This is a genomic window from Pseudoalteromonas sp. Scap25, from assembly GCF_013394125.1.
Taxonomy (GTDB): Bacteria; Pseudomonadota; Gammaproteobacteria; order Enterobacterales; family Alteromonadaceae; genus Pseudoalteromonas.
The window spans coordinates 2,518,947-2,544,409 of record NZ_CP041327.1; the positions used below are offsets into that span (position 1 = coordinate 2,518,947).

Genomic DNA, 25,463 nt, shown 5'->3' on the forward strand with positions numbered 1-25,463 from the left:
TTTACCTCCGTTGAAATAACGCCATAGTTTCGATATGCCCCGTGTGAGGAAACATATTCATTAGCCCTATCTTGTTCAGCTCAAAGCCGGCTTGCGAAATAATAGCGCTGTCACGGGCTAAAGTAACAGGGTCACAAGAAACGTATAAAATCGCTTTAAACTGCGTTAATGGAAGCTGTTCTAAAACTGCCATCGCACCAGTGCGTGAGGGGTCGAGTACTAAAACATCTAATTCTTTATTAAACCACGGCGCTTTTTTAATGCTCGTGGTTAAATCAAAACAATGAAACTGGGTATTAGTAATAGAGTTAGTGTGCGCATTTTGTGTTGCTAATGCAACCGCCGAAGTTACGCCCTCAATTCCTGTTACTGTTTTAGCTTGTTTGGCTAACACTAAAGAGAAGTTACCAATACCACAAAATAAATCCAGAACATTTTCATCGCCTTGAAGTGCTAACCAGTTTGCAGCTTGGATCAGCATCGCTTGATTTACACTCGCGTTAACCTGAATAAAGTTACTGAGCCCAAACTCAAACGTTATATTTAACTGTTCAAGTTTATAAAATGGCATAGCTAAATGTGAATGTTCAATAGTATCACTGTCACTTTGCCACACTAACTGCCAATTATGAGCTGCCACACTTTGCTCAACAAACGCCTTATCATGAGGTGAAATCGCTTTGGTATGGCGGATAACAATAAAAGATTGTTCATCAGCGGCACATAATTGTAAATGACTAATACTGTGTAGCGTCTTGTTTTGATTAATGACTTTATCAAACACATTAAATACATCGGCAAATACATCACTTAAAACTGGGCACTGATTAATACTAACAATACTTTTAGAAGCATTTGCTCTGTAGCCTACCCGCATTTTTTTTGCAGCCTTATCGAACATAACAGCAATCCGAGCACTGCGTCGATAATGAGTTGCTTGGCTTAGCAGCGGAGCTTGCCAGTTTAAATCGGTTAATTTTGCAAACTTGGCAAATAATTGATTCACCGCTGCTTGCTTTTCAATTACCTGCTGTGTGGCATCTAAATGCTGTAGCTGGCAACCTCCACACTGGCTGTAATGCTCGCAAATAGGAACTGTGCGATATTCACTGGCTTTAATTATTTTAAGCGTATCAGCTTGGCTGTAACGTGCTTTATCATCAACTAACTTAGCTTTTACTCGCTCCCCAGGTAATGCTCCACTAACAAAACACACTTTATTATTGTACTTAGCAATACCACGGCCATGGTGATCCATTGCTGTAATATCGAGTTCAAGCGATTGCTGTTGTAGTGGTTTTTTCTTTGCTTTAAATATTTGTGCCATGAGGCATTACCTTAAAGGTTGATGAATTACGTCTCTACTTTGAGAATAGCTATGAGTATGTATATACTCACATTTAATAAAAATGATAATAATGCTCAGATTATGACCAAACTAGGCTTGCGCGATTCTGTTTTAACACTCACCCTGATCCCCACAGTGATCATTGGGCTATTACTAGGTGGTTATTTTACAATAAATCGTTACATTGAGCTTGATGAAATTTTATATCAACAAGGCACAACAATTTCTGAGCCTTTAGCGATTGCTCTTGAACAACCTTTACTGGAAAAAAATAAAAAACTACTTAACCGTGTTATTCGTTATACACATAACAAACACTCACCAGCGGTCAAATCAATTGCTATTTTTAATGATAACAACCAACTTATTATAACCAGTAATTATCATCGCTCGTTCGATACCTTAATTGAGCAAACGCAAATTGACAGTTTTAAAGCCACACATGTTCAGCAAACTGAAGAGTTAGTGACTTTTTTTACCCCTATCATTAACCATACAACACCCAATAGCGACTGGAATACTTCTGAGTTTCAGACCACATTAGGTACCGTGGTGATCCAACTTAATCGCGACAAAGCTGTTATTGGCCAGCAACGCGCATTATTAGTCAGCGGTATTATTATTATTCTCGCCTTAGTATTAGCTGCTATTTTAGCACTAAAACTTAGCCGTATGTTTATGACACCGCTAAATAAGTTAGTACTTGCTACCGACAGGTTAATTGAGGGTAAAAGACAAACAGGCTTAACTGAGCCCATGAATGGTGAGTTTGAACTATTGCGTGAAGGACTCAATACCATATCCCACTCTATGGTGATGCAAAAAGATGAAATGCAAAAAAATATTGATCAAGCAACTAGTGATTACCGCGAAACGCTTGAGCAATACGAAACACAAAATATACAGCTCACTATGGCTAAAAAAGAAGCCCAAGATGCTAACCGCGTTAAGTCTGACTTTTTAGCAAAAATGAGTCATGAATTACGCACACCACTTAATGGGGTTATTGGCTTTACTCGCCAGCTTTATAAAACACCGCTAAATAAAAACCAAAAAGATTACCTTGATACCATTGAGCTTTCAGCAAACAGCTTACTGACCATTATTAGCGATATATTGGACTTCTCCAAATTAGAAGCGGGTGCTATGGAGCTAGAGTCAATTCAATTTCAATTACGCGATAGCGTAAACGAAGTGATGACATTACTGGCACCTAGCGCTCACGACAAACAACTTGAGCTTTCTATTTATATAAATCCTCAGGTGCCCGATCACTTAACCGGCGACCCCACTCGATTTAAACAAGTGCTTATTAACTTGTTAAGTAACGCAATAAAATTTACTGAAAAAGGCGCTATTAAAGTCGATATTAGCCATCGTTTATTAGATGAGGAGCAAACTTCCATTTTAGTGTCGGTTGCTGACACCGGGGTGGGTATTCCTGCCGATAAACAAGACGCGTTATTTACCGCCTTTGGCCAAGCCGACTCTAGTATTACCCGTAAATTTGGTGGCACTGGCTTAGGGCTTATTATTACTAAACATATTGTTGAAGCAATGAATGGCCGTATTACTTTAAATTCAGCTCCAGGCAGTGGCACATGCTTTACCTTTAATGGCGTATTTAGATTACCAAATCATGTATTTATCAATGATTTGCCTACCCAATCATTAATTGGTAAACGTGTGCTTTACCTAGAGCCACATAAGCATACTCATCATGCCGTTGTTTCATTATTACAAGAGTGGAAAATTAGCGTCACTCGATGTCATAGCGAAAGTGAATTTTTAGAGTGTATCGAGAAATCAGAGATTAATTTTGATATATGCCTTATTGGTCACATGGCATCGGTTGATGATATGCAGCGCTTAAAAAGCTATGTAAAAGCGGTTAGAGAATCAACCGATTATTTATATTTAATGCTTAATACTGTATCGCACAATATGCGTGAAGCTTTTATAGGCAGCGGTGCAGATGCCTGTTTAAGTAAACCGCTCAACCATCGTAAATTATGTGAGTTATTAGCCGCACCCTATCGACTTGATCACCCGGCGCATAACATAGATCAGCATGAACAAACTCTACTGCCATTAAAAGTATTAGTGGTAGATGATAACGACGCTAATTTAAAATTAATATACACCCTACTAAACGAACAGGTGGAATTGATTGATACTGCCCATAATGGTTCACAAGCTTATAGCCTGAGTAAAAGTCATAAATATGATGTGATTTTTATGGATATTCAAATGCCGATAATGGATGGCATTACAGCCTGTAAACTCATTAAAGAGTCATCTTTAAATGAAGATACACCTATTATTGCCGTAACTGCACATGCACTCAATAGTGAAAAAGAACAATTATTAAAAGATGGTTTTGAAGGCTATTTAACCAAGCCAATTGACGAAGATATGCTCAATCAAGTTATTTGCGATCATAGCCCGCAATTACCTGTAAGCCGTGATAAGTCAAAAAACACATTTGAACATAGCACAGCGCCTTTTAATAGCACTCGGCTTGATTGGGCGTTGGCGCTGCAACGTGCTGGCGGTAAACCTGAATTAGCCAATGAAATGCTCAACATGCTGTTATTAAGCGTGCCCGAAACCCTAAACTTATTAAATCAAGCAATAGTCAGCAATGACTGCCCTCAAGTACTCAGCGTGATCCATAAATTTCATGGAGCGTGTTGCTATACTGGTGTACCAAAATTAAAAACATTGGCGGAAACGATCGAAACGTCACTAAAAAATGAGTGCGTACTTGATAATATAGAGCCCGAACTGTTTGAACTTCAAGACGAGCTGGAAAACTTACTTGTTGATGCCAACATTGATAACAACAATAAAAAAGACGAGCTGTAGCTCGTCTTGTCTATTGTAATTACAATTCTAAGCGCGGGCTTCAAGCATTAAGCGTTTCATATCACGCACCGCTTTATCTAAACCATCAATCGCTGCACGGGCAATAATAGCGTGACCAATATTAAGCTCGTAAATCTCTGGCATCGCTGCAATTGGCTTCACGTTGTGGTAGTGCAAACCATGGCCGGCATTAACAATTAAGCCAATACTCGCTGCATACTTAACGCCTTGGCGGATGTGTTCAAGCTCTTTTGCTGTATCTTCATCGTTGGTGGCATCGGCATAGGCTCCGGTATGAATTTCAACATAAGGCGCACTACAGGCTTTTGCCGCGTCTAACTGCGCTTTATCGGCATCTATAAACAATGACACTTTAATACCGGCTTGCGTTAGAGTTTTAGTCGCTGCGGCTATTTTATCAATATTACCCGCTACATCTAAGCCGCCTTCGGTAGTAAGCTCTTCACGTTTTTCAGGTACTAAGCATACATATTCAGGTTTAACCTCAAGTGCAATCGCAATCATTTCATCGGTTACTGCGGTTTCAAGGTTCATGCGTGTTTGAATGGTTTTAGCCATCACATACACATCACGGTCTTGAATGTGTCTGCGGTCTTCGCGTAAATGAATAGTAATACCATCAGCACCGGCATGCTCTGCAACATTGGCTGCATGGGCTGGATCTGGATAAGAAGTACCTCGAGCTTGGCGAAGCGTTGCAATATGATCTACATTCACGCCTAGAAGAATATCTTTCATGTTTGTACCTGTGAAATTTGTTTATTGAGAGCTAATAAATAACTCACGACTTTTTAATGGCTTATTGCCCAATAATGGCTTTAATAAATAACGACTTAATTGCTTTGCCATATATAACACATCCGCTTGACTAAAGTCATGATTTGCTATGGCATTAAGTTGTGAACCGGTAAATCCAGAGCGCGTGTCATGTTGCACCGAAAACCCTACTTCTGCGAAGTAACTATACGTTTGTGCCTCGTCAATTGGCTCACCGTCCGCATCAAAACTAAAATCGACTCCATACCCTAGCAGCTCTAATAATTGAAATTCATAAGAGCGCAGCACTGCTTGCATATCAGTACCACTATTAAGATTTTCTAGGTGTGTATTATAAAGTTGAAAAACTTGATCAATGGGCTCATTAATCGGCACAATGCGATTAGTTAGCTCATTTAAATAAAAGCCACAATAAAGCTTATCACCAGTTAGAAATAACGGGTTGCCGTAGAGCTCAAATTTATTAATATATTTTAAATCGTATTTGCCATTGTAATGGACGAGTAAGGATTGAAATGGTTGCAATTGAGCTTTATGTTTAGTGGCCTGGCGGCCACTAACTCGAGCGAGCATTCTAAGCTGGCCAACGCCTTCTACCAGCATATCTAACATTACTTGCGAGTCACTATAAGGACGTCGATGTAATAAATAGGCTTTGTAAAAGTCGCTGTCCATATTAGGCTATTCGATACTTATTAATCTTCACCGTAGCCTAAGCTTCTTAAGGCACGTTCATCGTCAGCCCAGCCCGATTTTACTTTAACCCATAGTTCTAAAAATACTTTATTTTCAAGCATTTCTTCTAGGTCTTTACGCGCTTCACGGCCGATCACTTTTAGCTTTTCGCCTTTGTTACCGATAACCATGCGCTTTTGCGTTTCACGCTCAACCAAAATAAGGCCATTGATGTGCCAAACGCCGTTTTCTTGCCATTTAAACTGTTCTATTTCCACAGTCACTGAGTAAGGTAGTTCCTCACCCATAAAGCGCATAAGCTTTTCACGGATCACTTCAGCAGCCATAAAGCGCATTGAGCGGTCGGTAACGTAGTCATCCGGAAAATAAAATTCGCACGGCGGTAAACGTTTAGTCACTTCTTCTTTGATCAGGTTAATGTTTTTACCCTGAGTCGCAGAGACAGGCATAATGCCTATAAAGTCAAACTTATCGCCTAAGAATTTCATGTGTGGCAGTACAAGGTCACGATCTTTCACTTGGTCAATTTTGTTAATAACTAACAATACCGGCTTGCCACTTTGGCTCACTTTGTTTAGTACCATCTCGTCATCGGCATTCCAATGGGTGCCTTCAACAACAAAAATAATCAGTTCAACATCGCCAATTGAGCTCGACGCTGCGCGGTTCATTAAACGGTTAATGGCGCGCTTTTCTTCAACATGCAGACCTGGGGTATCTACGTACACCGCTTGGTGTTTACCCTCGGTATGAATACCCATAATACGATGGCGCGTGGTTTGTGGCTTACGTGAGGTAATACTGACTTTTTGCTCAATAATCTCATTAAGCAAGGTTGATTTACCCACATTAGGACGGCCAACAATCGCAACCATGCCACAAAATGTGTCTATTTCGCCTTCATGAGGCTGTATTAAGGTATCAAGATTCATTTTTAAGTATCTTCAATGCTTTTTCGGCCGCTTTTTGTTCGGCTTTACGCCTTGAGCTGCCAACAGAAATAATGCTATCCATTCCATCAACGATACATTCAACCGTGAATGTTTGATTGTGTGCCTGACCTTTAGTGTCTACTACAGTATAGCCAGGTAATGATAGCTTACGAGCTTGCAAATACTCTTGCAGCAGGGTCTTAGGATCTTTTTGGTTAAGCCCTGGTGAAATAGCATCTAAACGTGATTCATACCACGCTAAAATAAGCTCGCCGCAACGATCAATGTCTGAATCTAAAAATACAGCGCCAATTATAGCTTCCACTGCATCTGCTAGGGTCGACTCGCGTCTAAAGCCGCCACTTTTTAGCTCGCCAGGGCCTAAACGCAGGTAATCACCTAGCTCAAACTCAAGGCCAAATTCAGCTAACGTCTGGCCGCGAACTAAAGTCGAACGCATGCGGCTTAAATCGCCTTCACGTGCTTTAGGAAATTTAGCGTACAAGGCATTGGCAATTACAAAGCTCAAAATCGAGTCGCCCAAAAATTCGAGTCGCTCGTTGTGTTGACCTTTGTGGCTGCGGTGCGTCATTGCTTGCTCAAGTAGGCCTTGATCAGCAAATGTGTAGCCAATTCTTTTGTATAACTCTGTTACATTTTTTTTCATTGTTACTGAATATTACCTAGGCGTTCAAAACGAACACCAGTTGGAACCCATCCTGGTAAAATGTCATCTGGGCCATTATCAAATTCAAAACTCATCCATATAAAGACAGCTTTACCCACCAAGTTTTCTTTTGGTACAAAGCCCCAAAAGCGACTATCTTGGCTGTTATCGCGATTGTCACCCATCATAAAGTAATGATCAGCAGGCACCACCCATTCATCTGCAGGAGTGCCCAATTGCTGGTAGTAACGCCCTTTACGTTCAGGCGATTTTGGGTTGATTAAAATATCATGGCTAGAGGTCGTTAAATCTTCATTTAAACGCGCTAAAGCCATTGGGCCTTGCATAAATTCATCATCATTAATTAATTTAAAATCAATTTTATTGAATTCGTTGCAAAGAAGCGCGCCTTTTTGAACTTCGCCTTCTCCACATTTTGGTTGAATATACAAACGCTTATCGCGGTAAACAATTTTATCGCCTGGTAAGCCTATAGCGCGTTTAATATAATCAACTCTTTCATCTAATGGGTATTTAAAAACAACAATATCGCCACGCTCTGGTTCGCTCACATCCACTAACTGGCTGCGCCATACTGGGTCTTTAATTCCATAAGAATACTTTTGCACTAAAATAAAATCGCCTACTAATAAGGTTGGCATCATCGAACCCGATGGGATCTGAAACGGCTCAAAAATAAACGATCTAAAAATAGTGATAGCAGCAATCATCGGAAAAATCGACTTTGCTGTTTCAGTAATGACTGGCTCAGGCGCAATCAATGCTGCGGTTTCTTCATCAAGTTGGCCACCGGCAGAAGTCTGTGCAAGTGCCAAACGTTCTTGCCTTTTAGGGGCAAACATTAAGTGATCTATTAACCATATTAGGCCTGAGCCTAAGGTTAATAACACCAATAAAACTGAAAAGTAGCCAGCCATTTATTATCCCTTTATTTTTTATTTACCAACTTTTAAAATGGCTAAGAACGCTTCTTGAGGCACTTCAACGTTACCAAGTTGCTTCATTCGCTTTTTACCATCTTTTTGTTTTTGAAGTAATTTTTTCTTACGACTCACGTCACCACCGTAACACTTCGCGATTACGTTTTTACGAAGCTGCTTCACGGTTGTGCGCGCGATTACATGCTGACCAATTGCTGCTTGAATCGCAATATCAAACATTTGACGTGGTATAAGCTCTTTTAGCGCATCAGCAAGCTGACGGCCACGAGACTGCGCGCTATCGCGGTGTACAATAATAGCAAGAGCATCAACACGCTCGCTATTGATGAGTATATCTACACGAACCATGTCTGAGGTTTGGAAGTGCTTAAAGTTATAATCAAGCGACGCAAAACCACGACTGGTTGATTTTAGCTTATCAAAGAAATCCATTACCACTTCAGCCATTGGCAGTTCGTACGTTACTGCAACTTGCTTACCATGGTAGCTCATTTTAGTTTGCATACCGCGCTTATCAACACATAAAGTGATTACGCTACCTAAGTACTCTTGCGGTACTAAAATATTAGCTTCTACTACTGGCTCACGTATTTCTAAAATATCGTTTACAGCTGGTAGGTCAGACGGGTTATCTATTTGTGTAGTGCCCTCTTTAGTCACTACCTCATAAATAACCGTTGGTGCTGTGGTGATTAAATCAATGTCGTATTCACGCTCTAAACGCTCTTGAATAATTTCCATGTGCAGCATACCTAAGAAGCCACAACGGAAACCAAACCCTAACGCGGTTGAGTTTTCTGGTTCAAAGAATAACGACGCATCGTTTAAGCTTAGTTTGTTAAGTGCATCGCGGAATGACTCGTAATCATCCGACGCAATTGGGAACATACCCGCATAAACTTGTGGTTTAATTTTTTGAAAACCTGGTAAGCGCTCTGGTGCCGCATTTTTTTGATGAGTAATGGTATCGCCCACCGGTGCACCGTGTATTTCTTTAATACCTGCAATAACAAACCCTACTTCACCGGTACGTAAAATACCGGTGTTAGTTTGTTTAGGCGTAAAAATCCCCACATGATCTGCGGTATGTACGTTCTCGTTTGACATGATTTTAATTTTGTCGCCCGCGCGAAGTTCGCCATGTTTGATACGCACTAGCGATACAACGCCTTGGTACGGGTCAAACCAAGAATCGATAATTAGCGCTTGTAATGGCTCGTCTTTTTCACCAACGGGTGGCGGTACATCTTTAACGATCATTTCAAGTACTTCGGCAATACCCACACCTGTTTTAGCACTACATTGCACGGCATCAAGGGCATCAATACCAATGATGTCTTCAATTTCTTCGGCTACACGTAATGGGTCAGCTTGCGGTAAATCAATTTTATTTAGAACCGGTATAACTTCTAAGTCCATTTCGATGGCGGTATAACAGTTAGCTAATGTTTGTGCTTCAACACCTTGGCCAGCATCAACAACCAATAATGCGCCTTCACACGCAGCTAGTGAGCGTGATACTTCATAAGTAAAGTCAACATGACCAGGAGTGTCGATAAAGTTGAGCTGGTAGGTTTCACCATCGTTTGCTTTGTAGTTTAACGTTACACTTTGCGCCTTGATGGTAATGCCACGTTCACGTTCAATATCCATTGAATCCAGAACCTGCTTCTGCATTTCACGGTCGGTTAAACCACCACAAACTTGGATCAAACGGTCAGAAAGGGTCGATTTACCATGGTCAATGTGGGCGATGATCGAAAAATTACGGATATGCTTCATAAACTGGATTCTAAACTTCTATTTTAAAGGACTAAGGTCGCATGCCTAAATAACTTGAAAATACTTGCTGTGCATTTTCAAGTTACTGTGGCATAAAAACGCAATTTTACATTTAATTGGCGTCAATCACCATCTATTTGAGTTAAAGGAAGGCTAATTGGATGAATTTTTATCACTTTAATCTCATGTCTAAGTGATTTCACCCATGTTTTAGCAATTAAAAAGCCGGTGATGCCACCTAATATCGCAGCTAAAATTTGCCAGCCTTCGGCTAATTGTATTAATTCACTAGCCAATAAGGCGAATATTAAACTTAAAAATAAGGGCAGCATGTAAACGGCAAAGGCATGTTTTACAACATGGCTATCATCCAGTGACAAGGTCACTTTTTGCCCCACCTCTAATTGCGTTTCAAATTTGTAGGGCAAGGTTTTTTTGGCAGTACCAAATAACTTACTAAACACTTGAGAGCCACAACGTCCATTACAGCCTTCACATGCCTGTTTTTGTTGGGCTTCTAAATGCGCAACGTGGCCACTAAGGGCCACGACGGTTAACGTTTGTTCTATCATTTATAACGCCCGTGAAACAGACTCAGCAATCGCTTTGGCGCTCATGGTTGGTATATTCCCCACCACAGACACATCAAAATTTCCGCCGTTGTGCACATAAATAGTGGTGGCTCCTGAGGTCAGAGCTCCGCTTAAGCGCTTACCTGGTAGTGGCCGTTGTATAAATACTGAGACCTCAACAAATCCATCAGAGAATAAATAGTAATCTGTTAATTCATTGTTTAAGTCGAGCTTATGTCTATCGGACTTGAGTAATTCAAACCCTTCAGGTAGCCATCCAATAGTCCAATTCATAGCATTTGCTTTGCTTTGTTCATCAATTGAATTAGCGGGTAATGGTGTTGGAAAATTACGATTAAGTACTTCTAATAATAAGCTTGCCGGTTGCTCAGTTACGCTAATGTGGGTAAGTTGTAATTGCTCTAGCGCTTCGCCTTGGTGATTCACATAGGCGGCTTTCAACAATAAAGACGACTCAGTATCAATCCAAATCCAATAGTTATATTTGTCATCGTTTTTAGATTCAATTCGAACCAGCTGAGCAGGACGCCCTGCAATACGGCCTTTACCACCAAGCACAAAATCATAATGCGCACTTAAGCGGTTAATATCTTTAAATAAGACTTCTGGGATGGGGCCTGCAATCGAGTCAGTTGTTAACGAGTAAGGTTCTGATTGTGGCTCAAAGTAGGTAACTTGATCGTCAATGCGGATCATTTCAAGGCCTGCACCATTAAGCAAACTTAAATGCTCTAGCTCTATATCACCTTGTTTAGCATGCACCCAGCGGTAGGGCTCCATACTTTTACCCTTAACAACAACAAAAGAGGCGTCGAAATTACGAGTGTGAACTGCACTGGCCATTTCAAGCAGTAAATCTTTAGCAGGGTTTGTGTCATTGGCAAAAGTATTAAAACTCAGCACCAATGACATAATAAAAGTAATTACTTTCATCTAATTAGTTTTTTTCCTCTGGGGATGTTTCATCTGTTTTAGCTGTTTTTAACGAATGAGCCACTCGCGCTTGACGTTGATGTTCAAGTACTAATGCGCCAATGCGTTGCTGCTGAAGCTCTCGTAAACCTTGCTCTGCGTTATCAAGTGCAGGTGCTGATGAGTAGCTTACAGGCGACGCCATGCCGGTTAACGGCGTGGTTTGCAATAAAGGAATTTCGTTTTGCACAGCATCTTCACCTTGCGGTAAGGTGTTCACGCCAACGATAGTAAACATTGCTACGCTCGCAGCAATTGCTAATTGAGCAACCGGTTTACGCCAATTAAACGCCACTACTTTATTATCTGTTTCGGTATTAGAAGCGGTAGCCACATTGTCAGACTGACTAAAGTCTGCATAAACGGGCTCGCTCTCAAGTGCTAACGAAATGCGTTCGCTAATATCAAAGTCCATATTATTGTTATTTTCTTTAGCTCGCATTGCATCACCAATTAACGCGTAACGGCCAAACGTAGCTACATCATCCGATGCAATAGTTGCATCCTTTAATGTTTGTTCACCGTCAAGTAATGCTGATAACGATTCGTTATCTAAGCGGTTAACGTGTGCTTTTGTCATACTAAGACTCGCCTATCAATGGGTTTAATTTATTATCAATTGCTTCACGGGCACGAAAAATACGCGAACGTACCGTCCCGACTGGGCAATCCATAACCACGGCTATTTCTTCATAGCTCATACCCTCAATTTCTCTAAGAGTAATCGCGGTTTTAAGATCTTCAGGCAAACTATCAATCGTATTAAAAATAACAGCGCGGACTTCTTCGCTTAATAGTAAATTTTCAGGTGACGCGTTAGAACGCATTGAATCTGCACCTTCATAAAACTCGGCATCGTCAGCATCTATATCATTTGCTGGCGGTTTACGCCCTTGAGCCACTAAATAATTTTTAGCACAATTAACGGCGATACGGTAAAGCCAAGTATAAAAAGCACTATCACCACGAAAGTTTGGAAGGGCACGATACGCTTTAATAAACGCTTCTTGTGCTACATCAGCAATGTCACCTTGATTTGATACATAACGAGAGATCAAACCGGCTATTTTGTTCTGATACTTCTTAACTAATAGGTTAAAGGCGTTTTTATCTCCCTGCTGGACCCTTTTCACTAACGCTAAATCTAATTCCTGCTCGCTCATTCGAGCCGGTACTCCTCTGATTGATTCTTGCTTATTATTCATAGTGTCGCCATTGTTCACACCTACTCTGACCCCTAGATGAATAAAAAGTTCTGACTCATATTGTTTTTTTATAAAATAGCTACAAATTACACGTTTATACGCTAAAACCACTTAGTAGTAGTTCAACAAATATGGTACAACTATAAGTATTAAAAATAAATATTGCTCTATCTGAGCATTGTAACCGCAAAGTACCTCACAGATGAACCAAAATAAACATCACATTACCGATGTCGCTATTATTGGTAGCGGCGCAGCAGGCTTATCACTTGCTTTATCTTTGGCTAATTACTGTAACGTTACCGTGATCAGTAAAGGTGAATTAACCGAAGGTTCTACTCTTTACGCCCAAGGCGGAATTGCCGCTGTTTTTGATAAAAAAAATGACAGTATAGAGTCTCACGTTGAAGATACCTTAGATGCAGGTGGCGGTTTGTGTGACAGAGAAGCTGTTCATTACACTGCCAGTAATGCGCATGACTGCCTACAATGGTTGATTGACCAAGGCGTGCCTTTTGATATGGAATTTGATAGTAAAGGTAAAGAGCGCTTTCATTTAACCCGTGAAGGGGGTCATAGCCATCGACGCATTTTGCATGCCGCCGATGCCACTGGCAAAGCAGTGCAAACAACGCTGATTAGCCAAGTTCAAGCGCACAGTAATATCACCTTGTTAGAGCATTATAATGCGATTGATTTAATTACTGATAAAAATATCGGTAAAACGGGGTCACATGTTCACGGTATGCATGTGTGGAATAAAAAAGCCAAAAAAGTAGAAACCATTGGCGCAAAATTTGTTGCCTTAGCAACCGGTGGCGCAAGTAAAGTGTACCTTTACACCTCTAACCCTGATGTTTCTAGCGGTGATGGCATAGCAATGGCATGGCGTGCAGGGTGTCGCGTTGCTAATATGGAATTTAATCAATTTCATCCAACCAGTCTTTACCACCCGGAATTACAAAACTTTTTAATTACCGAAGCAATGCGTGGTGAAGGGGCCTATTTAAAGCGCCCTGATGGCACTCGCTTTATGAAAGAGTTTGATGAACGAGAAGAACTCGCTCCGCGCGATATTGTAGCGCGAGCTATCGACTTTGAAATGAAACGCCTTGGCGCAAATTGCTTATATTTAGATATTAGCCATAAAGACAAAGATTTTATTATTGAACACTTCCCTACTATTTACGCTAAATGCTTGAGCGTAGGGCTTGATATAACCAAAGAGGCAATTCCGGTTGTTCCTGCTGCGCATTATACCTGTGGTGGCGTAATGACCGACTTTAATGGCAAGACAGATTTAGCAAATTTATACGCTGTAGGTGAAGTGGCTTATACCGGCCTGCATGGTGCTAACCGCATGGCAAGTAACTCATTATTAGAGTGCATTGTATTTGCCCATGCAGCAGCAAAAGACATTTTGAGTAAAATAGAGACTGCACCCGCGCTGGCTGATTTACCTAGTTGGGATGAAAGCCGTGTATCTAACTCAGATGAAGAAATTGTCATCACTCATAACTGGCATGAGCTACGATTATTTATGTGGGATTATGTTGGGATTGTACGTTCAACTAAACGCCTTGAACGTGCGCTGCATCGTGTTGAACTGCTACAACAGGAAATACACGATTATTACGCAAACTTTAGAGTAAGCAATAACTTACTTGAGTTACGTAACTTAGTACAAGTTGCCGAGCTTATAATTAGAAGTGCTATGGAACGTAAAGAAAGTCGTGGACTACACTTTACTATTGATTATCCAGAGCAAAATGAGAACCCAACGCCCACTATTTTGACTCCTCTACGTAATTAATTGCTTCAAGCGTTGCCCGTTTCAAGCGCGCATAGCTTTGCTTATCAACACTATTGGCTGAGATAATCAGCCAATAGTTTTTACTAAAGCCATTAATATACAGCCACACACTCTGACCAAGTAACCGGCTTTGGTTACTAATGAGCCCTTGAATTTGCCTGCCTGATCCTTCAAAACGAAATTGATTCGGCTCTAAGAGTATAATGCCTTGCTGTGGTTGAGCAGCCACGATTTTTCGCCAAACAATAATGCCAGCAAGTGTATTAAGTGCAATACAAAAAAGAGTTGCCACCACCGAGTTCATAAATAGGCACAACACTAAAGTCAGCACACAAAAAAAGACCACAATCGGTTTGTGGTCTGTTTTATTATCTGTAACGGTAAATCTATACACGAACTCGGTCTAAAATTAGCTGAACCATGCTGTTTAGCTCTGCGTCTTTACATTCTTCATGGCCCATAAACCAAGCGAATAAATCTGGGTCTTCTTGGGTTAATAGACGCTGAAAAATCGCTTGCTGTTTAGCATCTAACGAATCATAAGCTTCTTCAACAAACGGCATAAACAAAACATCTAGCTCTAACATGCCACGGCGACAAGCCCAACGGATACGTGCTTTACTATGTATTTCAACCATTTTAAACCTCATATTTAATTAACTCGAGTTTACCAAATACGCGTTAATTTAACAGCACTAAGTTATAAAAACATCGTCTGTTAGTCGCTGTACCATACGCTTTAACTACGTTATTATGTGGCCTCATTTGTTATTGCAAAGAAGGTATTTATGTCTCAGGTTTATGCATGTCCTTTATCACATCAGGTTATTAGCCTCTCAGGCGCAGATAAATTATCGTACCTACACGGACAAATCACTCAAGATCTAAATAAACTTAACAACGATAACTTTTTGTGGGCAGGTCACTGTAGTGCAAAAGGTAAGTTATGGGGTGTATTTAAGCTATTTTCTTATCAACAAAGTTACTTTTTAACAGGCTCAAGTGCAGAAGTAGAACGCTCTCTTGCTGAATTAAAAAAATATGCTGTATTTGCAAAAGTTGAAATTAATAAAGCCTCAGAGCGATTAATTGGTTTACTTGGTGATGACCTAACAGGCTTACTCACACAACTCGACATTCACTTTAGCGATAACGCCACGGCTTGTGACTTCGCTCACGGTAAAGCTCTTAAGCTTGGATCAAACCGCATTTTACTAATGGTTGATAGCCAATTTTGCCTACCTGGCGATGTGTCGACCCTCGATGACGATGCGCTATGGCAGCAAGCATCCATACTTGCTGGTGAACCGCAATTAAGTGTTGATGCGATTGATGAATACGTACCGCAAATGGTTAACCTGCAAGCCATTAACGGCATTAGTTTTAAAAAGGGTTGCTACACAGGCCAAGAAACCGTTGCACGTATGAAGTATCTGGGCAAAAACAAACGTGCCATGTATATCGTCTCTGGGCAAAGCGAAGGACAACTTGATGAGCCTGATATTGAAACCCAATTAGGTGAAAACTGGCGCCGCGCAGGTAAACTTATTGCGCAAAGCTATAATGAACAAACACAGACTTTAACTGGTTTGGTCGTGTTGCCAAACGATACTGATATCGATCAGACTCTTCGTGCAAAACACACCCCTTCGGTAGAGCTAAACATTCTGCCTCTACCTTACTCTCTTGAAGATGAATAATAGGAATGACTATGATCGTTGCAGCAAATAAAGTGGTAAAAATGCATTACTCTGTTTTAGATAATGACGGCAATACCATTGATAACTCATTTGGCGGTGAGCCATTAATTTTTATCGTTGGTACAGGCTACCTGATCTCAGGGCTTGAAAACGCGCTGCAAGGCAAGCAAGCTGGCGATACACTAAGCGTAAAAGTGGAGCCTGAAGAAGGTTACGGTGAGCGTCATGATCACTTAATGCAAGCCGTACCAAAATCAATGTTTGAAGGTATGGAAATTGAAGTGGGCATGCAATTTCGTGCAACCACCGATGACGGCGACCAATCAGTAATGATCATCGATATTCAAGACGAAGAAGTGATTGTTGATGGTAATAACCCACTTGCCGGTATTACACTTAACTTTGATGTAGAAATTTTAGAAGTACGCGATGCAACAGCCGAAGAGCTTGAGCATGGCCACGTACATGGCGAAGGCGGCTGTGGCCACGAGCACTAAAACCCGCTGAGTAAAATTGCTATAAGTTTATAAAAAAAGCGCCTTGGGCGCTTTTTTTATAGCATATTATTCTGTGTTCGTAATTTGGCTTGAGGCTCTGCTGCTGGCATTTCAACAGGGGTTATTTTATCTTCAAGCGCAGCAACTAATCCTGCTTGGTCATTTGTGCCTAAGCGATACTGGGTGCCATCTTTAAGCGTTAATTGCACCGCACTAAAGCCTGATACCGTATAAATCCACCCATCGTGTGTAATGCGAATACCAATACCATGGCGGTATGAGTTTTGTACTGCTTTTACATCAACAATATCTTCTAATGCTAACTTTTGGCCAGCAACACCAGGGCCAAATGCCCAGCTAATATGGGTTTCATCAACTTTAATGGTTAAACCGTGGAACAAAAAGCCCACCAGCACTAAAATACCAGCAAATACGATTAACGGGGCATCGGCACCAATTAAGTTCCATGCAAGCGCAACAAAACCGCTGATCCATGCTAATACTACAAATATAAATACCGCATACTGCTTATGCTGATACATAACACTCTCTATTAAAAAGTTAAAAAATTAAAAACTGTACACTAAGGTTGCACTGAGCTCTGAATCGTATTTAAGCTTATCTTCTTCAGGCTTAGAATTATAACGATACATATAAGCAAACTTAAGCGATACCGCGCCAACCACTTGGCTAATTAATGCCGTTTCTGACTTTAACCGAGAGTTAAGCCCAGACAAAGACTGTTCTATACTGATATCTTGATTAAATCGGGTACGCTTAGATACTAACCTCTCCCACTGCATTGCAATACGAAGTAAATAACCCATTTTGTCTTTATCGTCGTCAAGTGCTGTTGACTCATCATCAGCAACTGAGCGATATAAACCTGGGCCAATGTCTATATCTACTTTATTTTTAACCCCTTGATAAACACGTGCACCATAACCGGTTGCTATCGTACTTTTAAAATCAAGACCGCTAAATTGATCTTCCTCATAATCCCCGTAAATAAAGAACGACGAGTTTTTAACCCCTACTTTATAGTTACCTTGTGCAGAAACAAACACCCGATTAGCAGTAACATCCGACTCGCCCGTTTCTTCGTTTTCATCACGTTTGTACAAGGAGTCTATTTTGAATTGATTTCGCCAGTTTTCAAAATCTTGATAAAGATTCCCTTTAAGCTTAAAACTGGTGGAATTAGTGTTACCTTTACTTAAAATAAAACCAAATTCGGTATCGCCGTACAACACTTCGCCTTTGTGTAACTCATGAATTTCTTCATCTGAGAGTTCCCCGTATTGATGAAAATCTTCAAAGGGATCAACGGCCCAGCTAAAGCAGCTAAATAATAAAAGCAGTAATACAAAGAAGCATCGCAAAATACGTTCTCTTGCAAATGGCAATAACAAAAAAGCAGAGAGGTGGTTATTCACTTTCTTTCCACAAAATATGACAAAAAGGCGCGTCTTTATCACGGCTAATTAGAATTTTCGCAAATAGTACGTCTTCGTTATCAAACTCAAGGCCCACTAATACTTGAATAAAATGCTCAGGTTCAATTTCTAGGGCAACAAAGTCTTGCCACTGTTCATCGGGCTCATCTTCTTCAATAAAGCCTAGTTCTTCACGGTGTAGGTTAAATTCTTCAACATCTTTGTCGCTTAAATTATTGGGAGCCAGCTCTAAAAAAATATCATAAGCTTGATGAGTTGCTTCTTCTACCGTAAATAAACGTGGACCTGACATGAATGGTTAACCTCTGAGCTTTTAAGTGGCAATCATAATATCAAAAGTTGCTAGGGTTTTGATAAAAAAAACACGTTAATTACTGACTTTTTTATTTATTCCTAATACTTATAGATATTATTAAATTGGTTAGCACACGGGTCTGTTGACCTTGGAAGATTAAATAGCCATCAAAGATAGCTAGCCCCACGTGTATTAAAAAATTCAGTTTGTTTTTATTCACCTTCACCCACTTTACTTAACATCAATAAAAACATAAGCTCAAACAACAGGTCAGAGGAGTGAACAATGATAAAATTAGAAAAAAAACAGGGTATCGCTACCGTCACATTACATCGCGTAGAAAAACAAAATGCCTTAAGCTTTGCTATGTTTGTTGAGCTTAACAAAGTGATTAAAAATATAAAAAAAGACGCCAGTATTCGTGCAGTTGTATTAACCGGTGAGGGCGAACACTTTTGTGCAGGGCTCGATATTAACGCGGTCATGGCCTCGCCATTCAATATCATAAAGCTCCTATTCAAATGGCTTCCTGGTAATCAAAACCTAGCGCAAAAAGTTGTACTGGGCTGGCAATCATTGAGTGTGCCTGTAATTGCTAAAATTAACGGAAACTGTCTTGGTGGTGGCCTGCAAATAGCGCTTGGAGCTGATTACCGAATTGTTCATCACGATGCCAAGCTCGCCATTATGGAAGCGCGCTGGGGGTTATGCCCCGACATGGGCGCTAATGTTATGCTTGCAGGCTTAGTAAAACGCGACCAAGCACTTTGGCTAGCAAGTCATGCTGACCCCATTAGTGCTCAACATGCTTTTGAACTCGGTTTAGTAACAAAAACAACCGACGATACCGATAAAGCAACTAAAGAAATGCTTGATACATTACAAGCACGTTCACCTGACACATTAGCAGCAATAAAACGTGTAACTCAACAAAGCTATAAAGCCCCAGCTCGAAAAATACTCGCCAAAGAAACATGGAGTCAAATTCGCTTATTAATCAACCCTAATACTAAAAAAGCCATCGCTAAAGCAAAAGGTAAAACTGATATTGAGTTTGCAAACGCCAAACGCTGGTAATACTAAGGCACAATGCACAAAACAGCGTTATTTGTTAAAGTGATAATCCTCTATTTTATTGAGTCATCGCCATGAAATACTTTTTAAGTAGCGCTATCATTTTGCTTTGCTTGGCAGTGGGCAAACTCATTATGCACTTTATTGATGCCAGTTTTCCTGCGCCACTGTTAGCAATGGTTATTTTACTGGTTTTACTTTTATCAGGTATTGTTAAAGAGCAGCAACTTACCCCGTGTGCCACACCTATTTTAAATGTAATGCCTATTTTCTTTATTCCTGCAGGCGTTGGTTTTATTGAACACTTAGCACTTATAAAAACCCATTGGCCTTTCTTAACTGCAGTTATTTTATTAGTCCCCTTGAGTAGTTTAATTTTAGTGGCGAGCCTAGTAAGTTACTTTAAAGGTAAAACTAATAATGACTGATTTCAGTAGCACCATTTTTAGCCTTGGCTGGTTAACCATTCCATTTATTATTATCCTTTTTATTGCACTAAGGGCTGTTAATCTTAAAATCAATCAGAGTATTTTAAAGTCATTAACCAACCCCGTTTTTTTAAGCATCGGCATTATTGCCTTACTACTCGTTAACCTTAAATTACCCTATTCACAATTTGCATCGCATAGTCGGTTGTTAACGTGGTTATTGGAGCCGGCCATAGTCGCTTTGGCCTTGCCGCTATATCAACAATTTATGCACGTACGTAAAAACTTTTTACTTATTTTAGTTGCCTGCAGTATTGGTATTATTAACGCCACTCTGGTAGCTTTTGTATTAAGCGTTTTATTTGCTGCCCCCTCGCAACTGAGCGCATCAGTTGCGGCACTTAGCGTTACAACACCTATTGCATTACTTGTCACCGATTCACTTGGCGGGATCAGCTCGCTAGCCGCTGCCATGGTAATTTTTATTGGTTTACTCGGCGCTTTATTTGGCATTTTATTATTAAAACTAATTAAAATATTTAACTTTGAGGCACAAGGAATCGCAATCGGTACCGCGTGTCATGCTATAGGCACCGCGGCTGCAATTGCCGAGCATCCAAAAATAGGGGCGTTTTCATCGGTGGCTATGGCATTGAGTGCGTTATTAACTGCTGTAATTGTGCCAATAATGTATCCAATTTTAGTTAACACTTTGTTATGATAAGCAGATAAAACACTATCGCTAAAATAGAGTCGACATGATCAGTTCTGAAATTCAGCAATTTGAAAAGTACTACGCCCTACTTACTGAATATTTAGTTACCTACAGTATGCAAATTGTCGGCGCTATTTTTATTCTATTGGTTGGCCTATGGGTAGCGAAAAAGCTCGCTGCAGGTGTTGCCAATTTGATGACGCGACATAACGTCGATATCACCTTAACTAACTTTGTTAGTAATGTCGTTAAAGTATTACTGATCATTATGGTGATCATAATTGCGCTTGGTAAAATTGGCATTAGTGTTACCCCGTTTGTTGCTGCAATAGGTGCCGCTTCTTTAGGTGCTGGCTTAGCATTACAAGGCATGCTTTCTAATTATGGCGCCGGGCTTGCAATTATTGCCACGCGGCCATTTGTGGTGGGCGATACCATAGAAATAAAAGGCGTTAGCGGCCAAGTAAAACTCATTGAGCTGGGTCACACCGTATTAATTAATGAAGAAAAAGTAGAAATAACCATTCCCAACAAACATATTGTTGGCGAAATTCTGCATAACTCATTTAGCTACTCCTTAGTAAAAGGTGAAATAGACATAGCCTACAGTGCCTGTAGTGATACCGCGATTAACCTAATTGAAAACGCATTAGCTAATAACGAACTGGTTGCTAAACAACCCAATGCACAAGTTGGCATAGAACGCTTTGCTGATAGCGGCGTAACTATTAGCTATCGATACTGGGTTCCTACCACTAAAATTATTGAAACTAAGCTCGCTATTAATGCCAGCGTATATAAAGCAATTAACAATGCCAATATAGAAATTCCGTTTCCACAGCGCATTGTTACACTTAATAAAAATAACTAGCACTACTAATGTAACTAAAGCAAAAAGCTAAATGCACTTATAACTATAAAAATGAGCCAATTATGCATCAACCGCCCTTTTATTTAGGTGAATGGCAAATCACCCCTGCCAGTAACACCATTCAACGCGCTGAAGAACAAAAACAGCTAGAACCCAAAGCCATGGATGTGTTGCTGTACTTGTGTCAAAACCAAGCAGAGATTGTCAGTAGCGACGCGTTATTAACTCACTGCTGGGCAAACACAGAAACCGGCGATAACCCTCTGCATAAAACTATCACTCAGTTACGAAAAGCTCTAGGTGATAAGGCAAGCGCGCCGCAATACATAGAAACCATACGTAAACGTGGTTATAGAGTTATTGCAACGGTTGAGTTTCCATTAGCTGATGATCTCCCCAGCCAAGTTAACACATGGCAAGGCGGCTCTCCTTTTTTAGGTTTGAGTGCATATAACCCAACCGATACCCACTTATTTTTTGGTCGTAATCACGCCATCAGCAGGTTATTAGAGAGCGTATCAAACCAAGTAACATTGCAGCGCGCATTTTGTTTAATCCTTGGCCCTAGTGGCTCGGGTAAATCATCATTAGTTAATGCGGGTATATTGCCAAAGCTACTCGACGAGCGAGGCTATAACGGCATTAGAGTAATGTCGTACACCCAACTCGACTTTGCAGATGTAGCTCAAAATAGGCTGTATTTAGATCTCGCCTCAGCCATGCTCGATTGGGATATTAACGACATTCCAGTATTTACAGGGTTAAGCGCACAAACGCTGGCGCAGCAGCTAGAACATGACATAGACAATGTTATTAGCGGCTTAAAAAATACAATTGCAAATACCCAAACAGCAGCAAAAATGCCGCAATTGTTTTTGTTTATAGACCGCTTAGAAGTGCTACTTTCCTCACCGCTATTTAGTAACGACACCCGAAGTCATTTTTTATCTGTTATTGAGCGTTTAGCGACCTCTAAAGCGGTGATTGTATTTAGTGCCTGTCGTAACGATTTTTACCCTTTAGTGGTTGAGCAACCAAGTCTTATGGTGGGCAAGGCTCATGGCGCGCATTACGATTTAACCCCGCCAAATCGCCATGAACTACAACAAATTATTCGCTTGCCAGCGTTAACCGCTAATTTAACGTTTTCGCAAGACCCACACACTAAAACCCCGCTGGATGAAATACTTTGCGCCGATACCGCCAATAATCCAGATGCACTGCCCATGCTGCAATACACACTGCAAGAGCTGTATTTACAGCGCAGTGATAATAATGAGTTATTGCACAGTGTGTATGAAAAACTCGGCGGTATTGAGGGTGCCATTGGTAAAAAAGCCGAAGAAGTATTTATAGGGCTTTCTCAAGCGCAACAACAGCAACTAAAAAGCGTGTTATCGCAATTAGTAACGCTAAACCCAGATGGTAAAACCATTACGAGCCGCGCAGCCCGCTTGCAAGCATTAACCAACACCAGCCAAAAAGAACTGGTTCAAGCTATGGTCGATAGCCGCTTATTTGTATCGCATTTACAAAACCAAGAAGCCTACTTTAGCCTTGCCCACGAGGCATTATTACGCCAATGGCCACGTGCCAAACAGTGGATTAATGACCATAAAGATGCCCTTGCTATAAAAAGCCGCTTACACCACCACACGCAACAATGGCTTAATGAGCACAAAAGTAACGCCTATCTGTTAGCGCCGGGTAAACCATTGCAAGAGGCCGTTACCTTATTAAACGACAACATATTTAAACTAGACGATGACGAACGCGCGCTTATAACCAGCTCTCTTAAACACAGTAAAACAAAAACAACTATAAAACGCGGCACCGTCGCTCTGCTTTGTTTACTTACCTGTGTTGCCCTATTTATGAGTGTTACCAGCTTTCAAGCGCAGCAACTTGCACAGCAAAAACGCCAAGAGGCCGAAAGCTTACTAGGGTTTATGGTAGGTGATTTTGCCGATAAATTACGCAGCGTAAAGCGTATGGACCTACTTGATGGCATTAGTAATAAAGCACTTGAGTATTTTACCAATCAAGTTGATGAGCCAAGCTCACTATTTAACTTTAGCAGTCAACAAGGCGAGTTTAAAAGTCGCTTTCAGTACGCGCAAACTCTGGAAGCCATGGGAGAAGTGGCCTATTCCCGCGGTAAAACCATTGAGGCCTTCACTGCCTTTGAAAACGCCCGCATTCGCCTTGAAGCACTCTTAAAAATACAGCCTAATAATTTAGAGCTACTAACGCTTGCCGGTGCCAATGCCTTTTGGCTCGGTCAGCTTCATTATGATAAAAGTGATTACGCCGCTGCTGAACCGCTCTTAAAAAAATATCATACTTATAGCGAAACCATGTATTCATTAGCACCGAATGATTTTAACTCGATTATGGAGCTATCGTATTCGCATAATTCGCTGGGGTCTTTATACATAGAGAAATCTGACTACATTGCTGCAAAACAGCGCTTTACAAAATCGCTGGCCCTTAAAAACAAAGCCCTTGAGCTCAAACCTAACAACAAAAACTTATTGCGTGATAAAGCCGATACCATCAGCTGGCTGGCAAAAACAGAAGAAAAGTTAGGTGGCTTTAGTACAACGGTAAATATGTTAGAAAATGCACTAACAGTGGTAAAAGATATGACTGTTAACTATCCAAACGATGCAAGCCTTTTTTATATGTCAGCAAATATACATATGCAACAAAGTTATTTATTGAGCTATTTAGCCGATAAACGAATAGCTTACCAAAAAGCGCTTTTTGCTAACAAAATGATAAGCAATGCACTAAAACAAGATTCCAAAGACAATAAACTTCAGCTTATGTATTACCGCTCTTTAGCGCAATTATTGATGTTATCTAACGACAAAAATATTGATCCAAGGATAGAAGAAATTATCACATTCTTAAAGTCACAAAGCCTTAATAATATCAGGGTCATTAGTATAAAAATTGGTTTGATTCAATATTTTATAGATAGAAATTTACTACACAAAGCCCAAAAATTATTAACTACGCTTGAAAGTCACGAGAGCTATCAACAGTTGATAGCTAAACAGGCAAAGATTGGTGATAATTTAGTACTCATACGAATAAACCTGCTGAAAGCTAAGTTAGCTGCTACGAGCACACAAAAAGATCAATTTTGCTTAAGTGCACTACAAGAAATTGCTAAAACAGTAAATACAAACCAAAGCGTTCTCATAACTTATCCAAAGATACAGGCTTACACCTGCTTGAACCGAGCAAACGAAATCCACGAGATAAAAGCACGCCTAGTTAAACTGGGCATCAACAACTTTCAACTATAATCATGAATACAAAGGAAATAATATGAATAATACTCAAGAGCAAATTCACTTTGAAGTTAACATTGTACTAGACAATGACGGCGAAGCTAACTTTACATACTCTATAAATGGCAATGAAGTGACTGGCGGCGGAGTTGTAAGAACAGAAACCGCAGGCATTTACAGTTTAGATGAAGCCACGCTTGCTAAAGGTTTTTTATTCACTGGCGCCACTATCACCGATGTTAATAAAGAAACACCTTGCGCTCAAGACTTTAGCTTTAAAGTAAGCGATAACGGCCGCACCATTACTATTATCGATACCGGTGAAAATCCAGGCACCGCCTGTTTAGTATTTAATGTTGAGTGCAATGGCAAAGCCTATAAAAGTACCGATCCTCAAATTATAAATGAAAAAGAAAGATAACTAACAACAATTAATTTCTAAATTGCACAGGACTGATTTATTCCTGTGCAATTTTTATAAGCCAAAC

26 protein-coding genes are annotated in these 25,463 nt (G+C 40.4%); 10 read left to right on the forward strand and 16 right to left on the reverse strand.

Going from position 1 to position 25,463, the window contains the following annotated elements; translation table 11 throughout:
- Position 1 precedes the first annotated feature (1 nt).
- Positions 2 to 1,327: a 23S rRNA (uracil(1939)-C(5))-methyltransferase RlmD gene (rlmD, locus tag FLM54_RS11715; protein ID WP_178956446.1), complete on the reverse strand. Its 1,326-nt coding sequence runs from the start codon at positions 1,325 to 1,327 to the stop codon at positions 2 to 4.
- A gap of 102 nt (positions 1,328 to 1,429) precedes the next feature.
- On the opposite strand from rlmD, the gene barA reads away from it, so the two are divergent.
- A complete protein-coding gene (gene barA / locus FLM54_RS11720; RefSeq protein ID WP_171039633.1) occupies positions 1,430 to 4,216 on the forward strand; it encodes a two-component sensor histidine kinase BarA in 2,787 nt (928 codons plus the stop codon).
- Positions 4,217 to 4,243: 27 nt separating this feature from the next.
- Here barA and pdxJ read toward each other — a convergent pair whose 3' ends face one another.
- The 10 genes from pdxJ to rpoE all read right to left on the reverse strand — a co-directional run bounded on the left by pdxJ (position 4,244) and on the right by rpoE (position 12,781).
- Positions 4,244 to 4,975: a pyridoxine 5'-phosphate synthase gene (gene pdxJ, locus FLM54_RS11725; protein ID WP_178956447.1), complete on the reverse strand. Its 732-nt coding sequence runs from the start codon at positions 4,973 to 4,975 to the stop codon at positions 4,244 to 4,246.
- A gap of 21 nt (positions 4,976 to 4,996) precedes the next feature.
- A complete protein-coding gene (gene recO, locus FLM54_RS11730) occupies positions 4,997 to 5,689 on the reverse strand; it encodes a DNA repair protein RecO (protein ID WP_138608154.1) in 693 nt (230 codons plus the stop codon).
- Between the two features lie 20 nt (positions 5,690 to 5,709).
- Positions 5,710 to 6,642, reverse strand: coding sequence for a GTPase Era (gene era, locus FLM54_RS11735; RefSeq protein ID WP_138596050.1), 933 nt, complete (start codon positions 6,640 to 6,642; stop codon positions 5,710 to 5,712).
- Positions 6,632 to 7,309 carry a ribonuclease III gene (gene rnc, locus FLM54_RS11740; RefSeq protein ID WP_008466504.1) on the reverse strand — a complete coding sequence of 226 codons (678 nt, stop codon included), beginning with the start codon at positions 7,307 to 7,309 and terminating at the stop codon, positions 6,632 to 6,634. The genes era and rnc overlap by 11 nt, the downstream gene beginning before the upstream one ends.
- A 2-nt stretch (positions 7,310 to 7,311) precedes the next feature.
- Positions 7,312 to 8,247: a signal peptidase I gene (gene lepB / locus FLM54_RS11745; RefSeq protein ID WP_178956448.1), complete on the reverse strand. Its 936-nt coding sequence runs from the start codon at positions 8,245 to 8,247 to the stop codon at positions 7,312 to 7,314.
- 18 nt (positions 8,248 to 8,265) lie between these two features.
- Positions 8,266 to 10,053 carry a translation elongation factor 4 gene (gene lepA, locus FLM54_RS11750; RefSeq protein ID WP_138608157.1) on the reverse strand — a complete coding sequence of 596 codons (1,788 nt, stop codon included), beginning with the start codon at positions 10,051 to 10,053 and terminating at the stop codon, positions 8,266 to 8,268.
- 122 nt (positions 10,054 to 10,175) lie between these two features.
- Positions 10,176 to 10,625, reverse strand: a complete 450-nt coding sequence (locus FLM54_RS11755; protein ID WP_138608159.1) for a SoxR reducing system RseC family protein — start codon at positions 10,623 to 10,625, stop codon at positions 10,176 to 10,178.
- The gene (locus tag FLM54_RS11760) at positions 10,626 to 11,579 is read right to left on the reverse strand and encodes a MucB/RseB C-terminal domain-containing protein (RefSeq protein ID WP_138608161.1); all 954 of its coding nucleotides are present in this window, start codon (positions 11,577 to 11,579) and stop codon (positions 10,626 to 10,628) included.
- Between the two features lie 4 nt (positions 11,580 to 11,583).
- Positions 11,584 to 12,198: a sigma-E factor negative regulatory protein gene (locus tag FLM54_RS11765; RefSeq protein WP_178956449.1), complete on the reverse strand. Its 615-nt coding sequence runs from the start codon at positions 12,196 to 12,198 to the stop codon at positions 11,584 to 11,586.
- Between the two features lies 1 nt (position 12,199).
- On the reverse strand, positions 12,200 to 12,781 hold the full coding sequence (rpoE, locus tag FLM54_RS11770; RefSeq protein WP_010387792.1) for an RNA polymerase sigma factor RpoE: 582 nt from the start codon (positions 12,779 to 12,781) through the stop codon (positions 12,200 to 12,202).
- Positions 12,782 to 13,025: 244 nt separating this feature from the next.
- Here rpoE and nadB point away from each other — a divergent pair, with 244 nt between their 5' ends.
- The gene (gene nadB / locus FLM54_RS11775; RefSeq protein WP_178956450.1) at positions 13,026 to 14,636 is read left to right on the forward strand and encodes an L-aspartate oxidase; all 1,611 of its coding nucleotides are present in this window, start codon (positions 13,026 to 13,028) and stop codon (positions 14,634 to 14,636) included.
- Here the strand turns inward: nadB and FLM54_RS11780 are convergent.
- Both FLM54_RS11780 and FLM54_RS11785 read right to left on the reverse strand, forming a co-directional pair.
- Positions 14,611 to 14,940 carry a hypothetical protein gene (locus FLM54_RS11780; protein WP_218651723.1) on the reverse strand — a complete coding sequence of 110 codons (330 nt, stop codon included), beginning with the start codon at positions 14,938 to 14,940 and terminating at the stop codon, positions 14,611 to 14,613. The two genes, nadB and FLM54_RS11780, sit on opposite strands and share 26 nt — an antisense overlap.
- A gap of 82 nt (positions 14,941 to 15,022) precedes the next feature.
- The gene (locus tag FLM54_RS11785; protein WP_010387788.1) at positions 15,023 to 15,274 is read right to left on the reverse strand and encodes a succinate dehydrogenase assembly factor 2; all 252 of its coding nucleotides are present in this window, start codon (positions 15,272 to 15,274) and stop codon (positions 15,023 to 15,025) included.
- Positions 15,275 to 15,424: 150 nt separating this feature from the next.
- Here FLM54_RS11785 and FLM54_RS11790 point away from each other — a divergent pair, with 150 nt between their 5' ends.
- Both FLM54_RS11790 and FLM54_RS11795 read left to right on the forward strand, forming a co-directional pair.
- Positions 15,425 to 16,336 (forward strand): folate-binding protein YgfZ, encoded by a 912-nt coding sequence (locus FLM54_RS11790; RefSeq protein ID WP_178956451.1) that lies wholly within the window; start codon positions 15,425 to 15,427, stop codon positions 16,334 to 16,336.
- Positions 16,337 to 16,347: 11 nt separating this feature from the next.
- Positions 16,348 to 16,833 carry a peptidylprolyl isomerase gene (locus FLM54_RS11795; protein ID WP_008111743.1) on the forward strand — a complete coding sequence of 162 codons (486 nt, stop codon included), beginning with the start codon at positions 16,348 to 16,350 and terminating at the stop codon, positions 16,831 to 16,833.
- A gap of 56 nt (positions 16,834 to 16,889) precedes the next feature.
- On the opposite strand, the gene FLM54_RS11800 is transcribed toward FLM54_RS11795, so the two are convergent.
- From FLM54_RS11800 to FLM54_RS11810, 3 genes are read right to left on the reverse strand one after another with little or no spacing between them, the layout of a single operon-like run.
- On the reverse strand, positions 16,890 to 17,375 hold the full coding sequence (locus FLM54_RS11800; RefSeq protein ID WP_178956452.1) for a hypothetical protein: 486 nt from the start codon (positions 17,373 to 17,375) through the stop codon (positions 16,890 to 16,892).
- A 27-nt stretch (positions 17,376 to 17,402) separates the two neighbouring features.
- Positions 17,403 to 18,215 (reverse strand): DUF481 domain-containing protein, encoded by an 813-nt coding sequence (locus FLM54_RS11805; RefSeq protein WP_138609342.1) that lies wholly within the window; start codon positions 18,213 to 18,215, stop codon positions 17,403 to 17,405.
- Positions 18,216 to 18,261: 46 nt separating this feature from the next.
- Positions 18,262 to 18,582, reverse strand: a complete 321-nt coding sequence (locus FLM54_RS11810) for an HI1450 family dsDNA-mimic protein (protein WP_013465646.1) — start codon at positions 18,580 to 18,582, stop codon at positions 18,262 to 18,264.
- A 288-nt stretch (positions 18,583 to 18,870) separates the two neighbouring features.
- On the opposite strand from FLM54_RS11810, the gene FLM54_RS11815 reads away from it, so the two are divergent.
- From FLM54_RS11815 to FLM54_RS11840, 6 genes are all read left to right on the forward strand, one after another.
- Positions 18,871 to 19,662 (forward strand): crotonase/enoyl-CoA hydratase family protein, encoded by a 792-nt coding sequence (locus tag FLM54_RS11815; RefSeq protein WP_178956453.1) that lies wholly within the window; start codon positions 18,871 to 18,873, stop codon positions 19,660 to 19,662.
- 71 nt (positions 19,663 to 19,733) lie between these two features.
- Complete coding sequence (locus FLM54_RS11820) at positions 19,734 to 20,087, forward strand: CidA/LrgA family protein (RefSeq protein ID WP_178956454.1); 354 nt, start codon at positions 19,734 to 19,736, stop codon at positions 20,085 to 20,087.
- Positions 20,080 to 20,808, forward strand: a complete 729-nt coding sequence (locus FLM54_RS11825; protein ID WP_178956455.1) for an LrgB family protein — start codon at positions 20,080 to 20,082, stop codon at positions 20,806 to 20,808. Before FLM54_RS11820 ends, FLM54_RS11825 begins: the two co-directional genes overlap by 8 nt.
- Before the next feature lie 37 nt (positions 20,809 to 20,845).
- Positions 20,846 to 21,673: a mechanosensitive ion channel family protein gene (locus tag FLM54_RS11830; RefSeq protein ID WP_178956456.1), complete on the forward strand. Its 828-nt coding sequence runs from the start codon at positions 20,846 to 20,848 to the stop codon at positions 21,671 to 21,673.
- Between the two features lie 62 nt (positions 21,674 to 21,735).
- On the forward strand, positions 21,736 to 24,990 hold the full coding sequence (locus FLM54_RS11835) for a winged helix-turn-helix domain-containing protein (protein WP_178956457.1): 3,255 nt from the start codon (positions 21,736 to 21,738) through the stop codon (positions 24,988 to 24,990).
- 22 nt (positions 24,991 to 25,012) lie between these two features.
- Complete coding sequence (locus tag FLM54_RS11840) at positions 25,013 to 25,396, forward strand: DP-EP family protein (protein ID WP_178956458.1); 384 nt, start codon at positions 25,013 to 25,015, stop codon at positions 25,394 to 25,396.
- Positions 25,397 to 25,463: the final 67 nt, after the last annotated feature.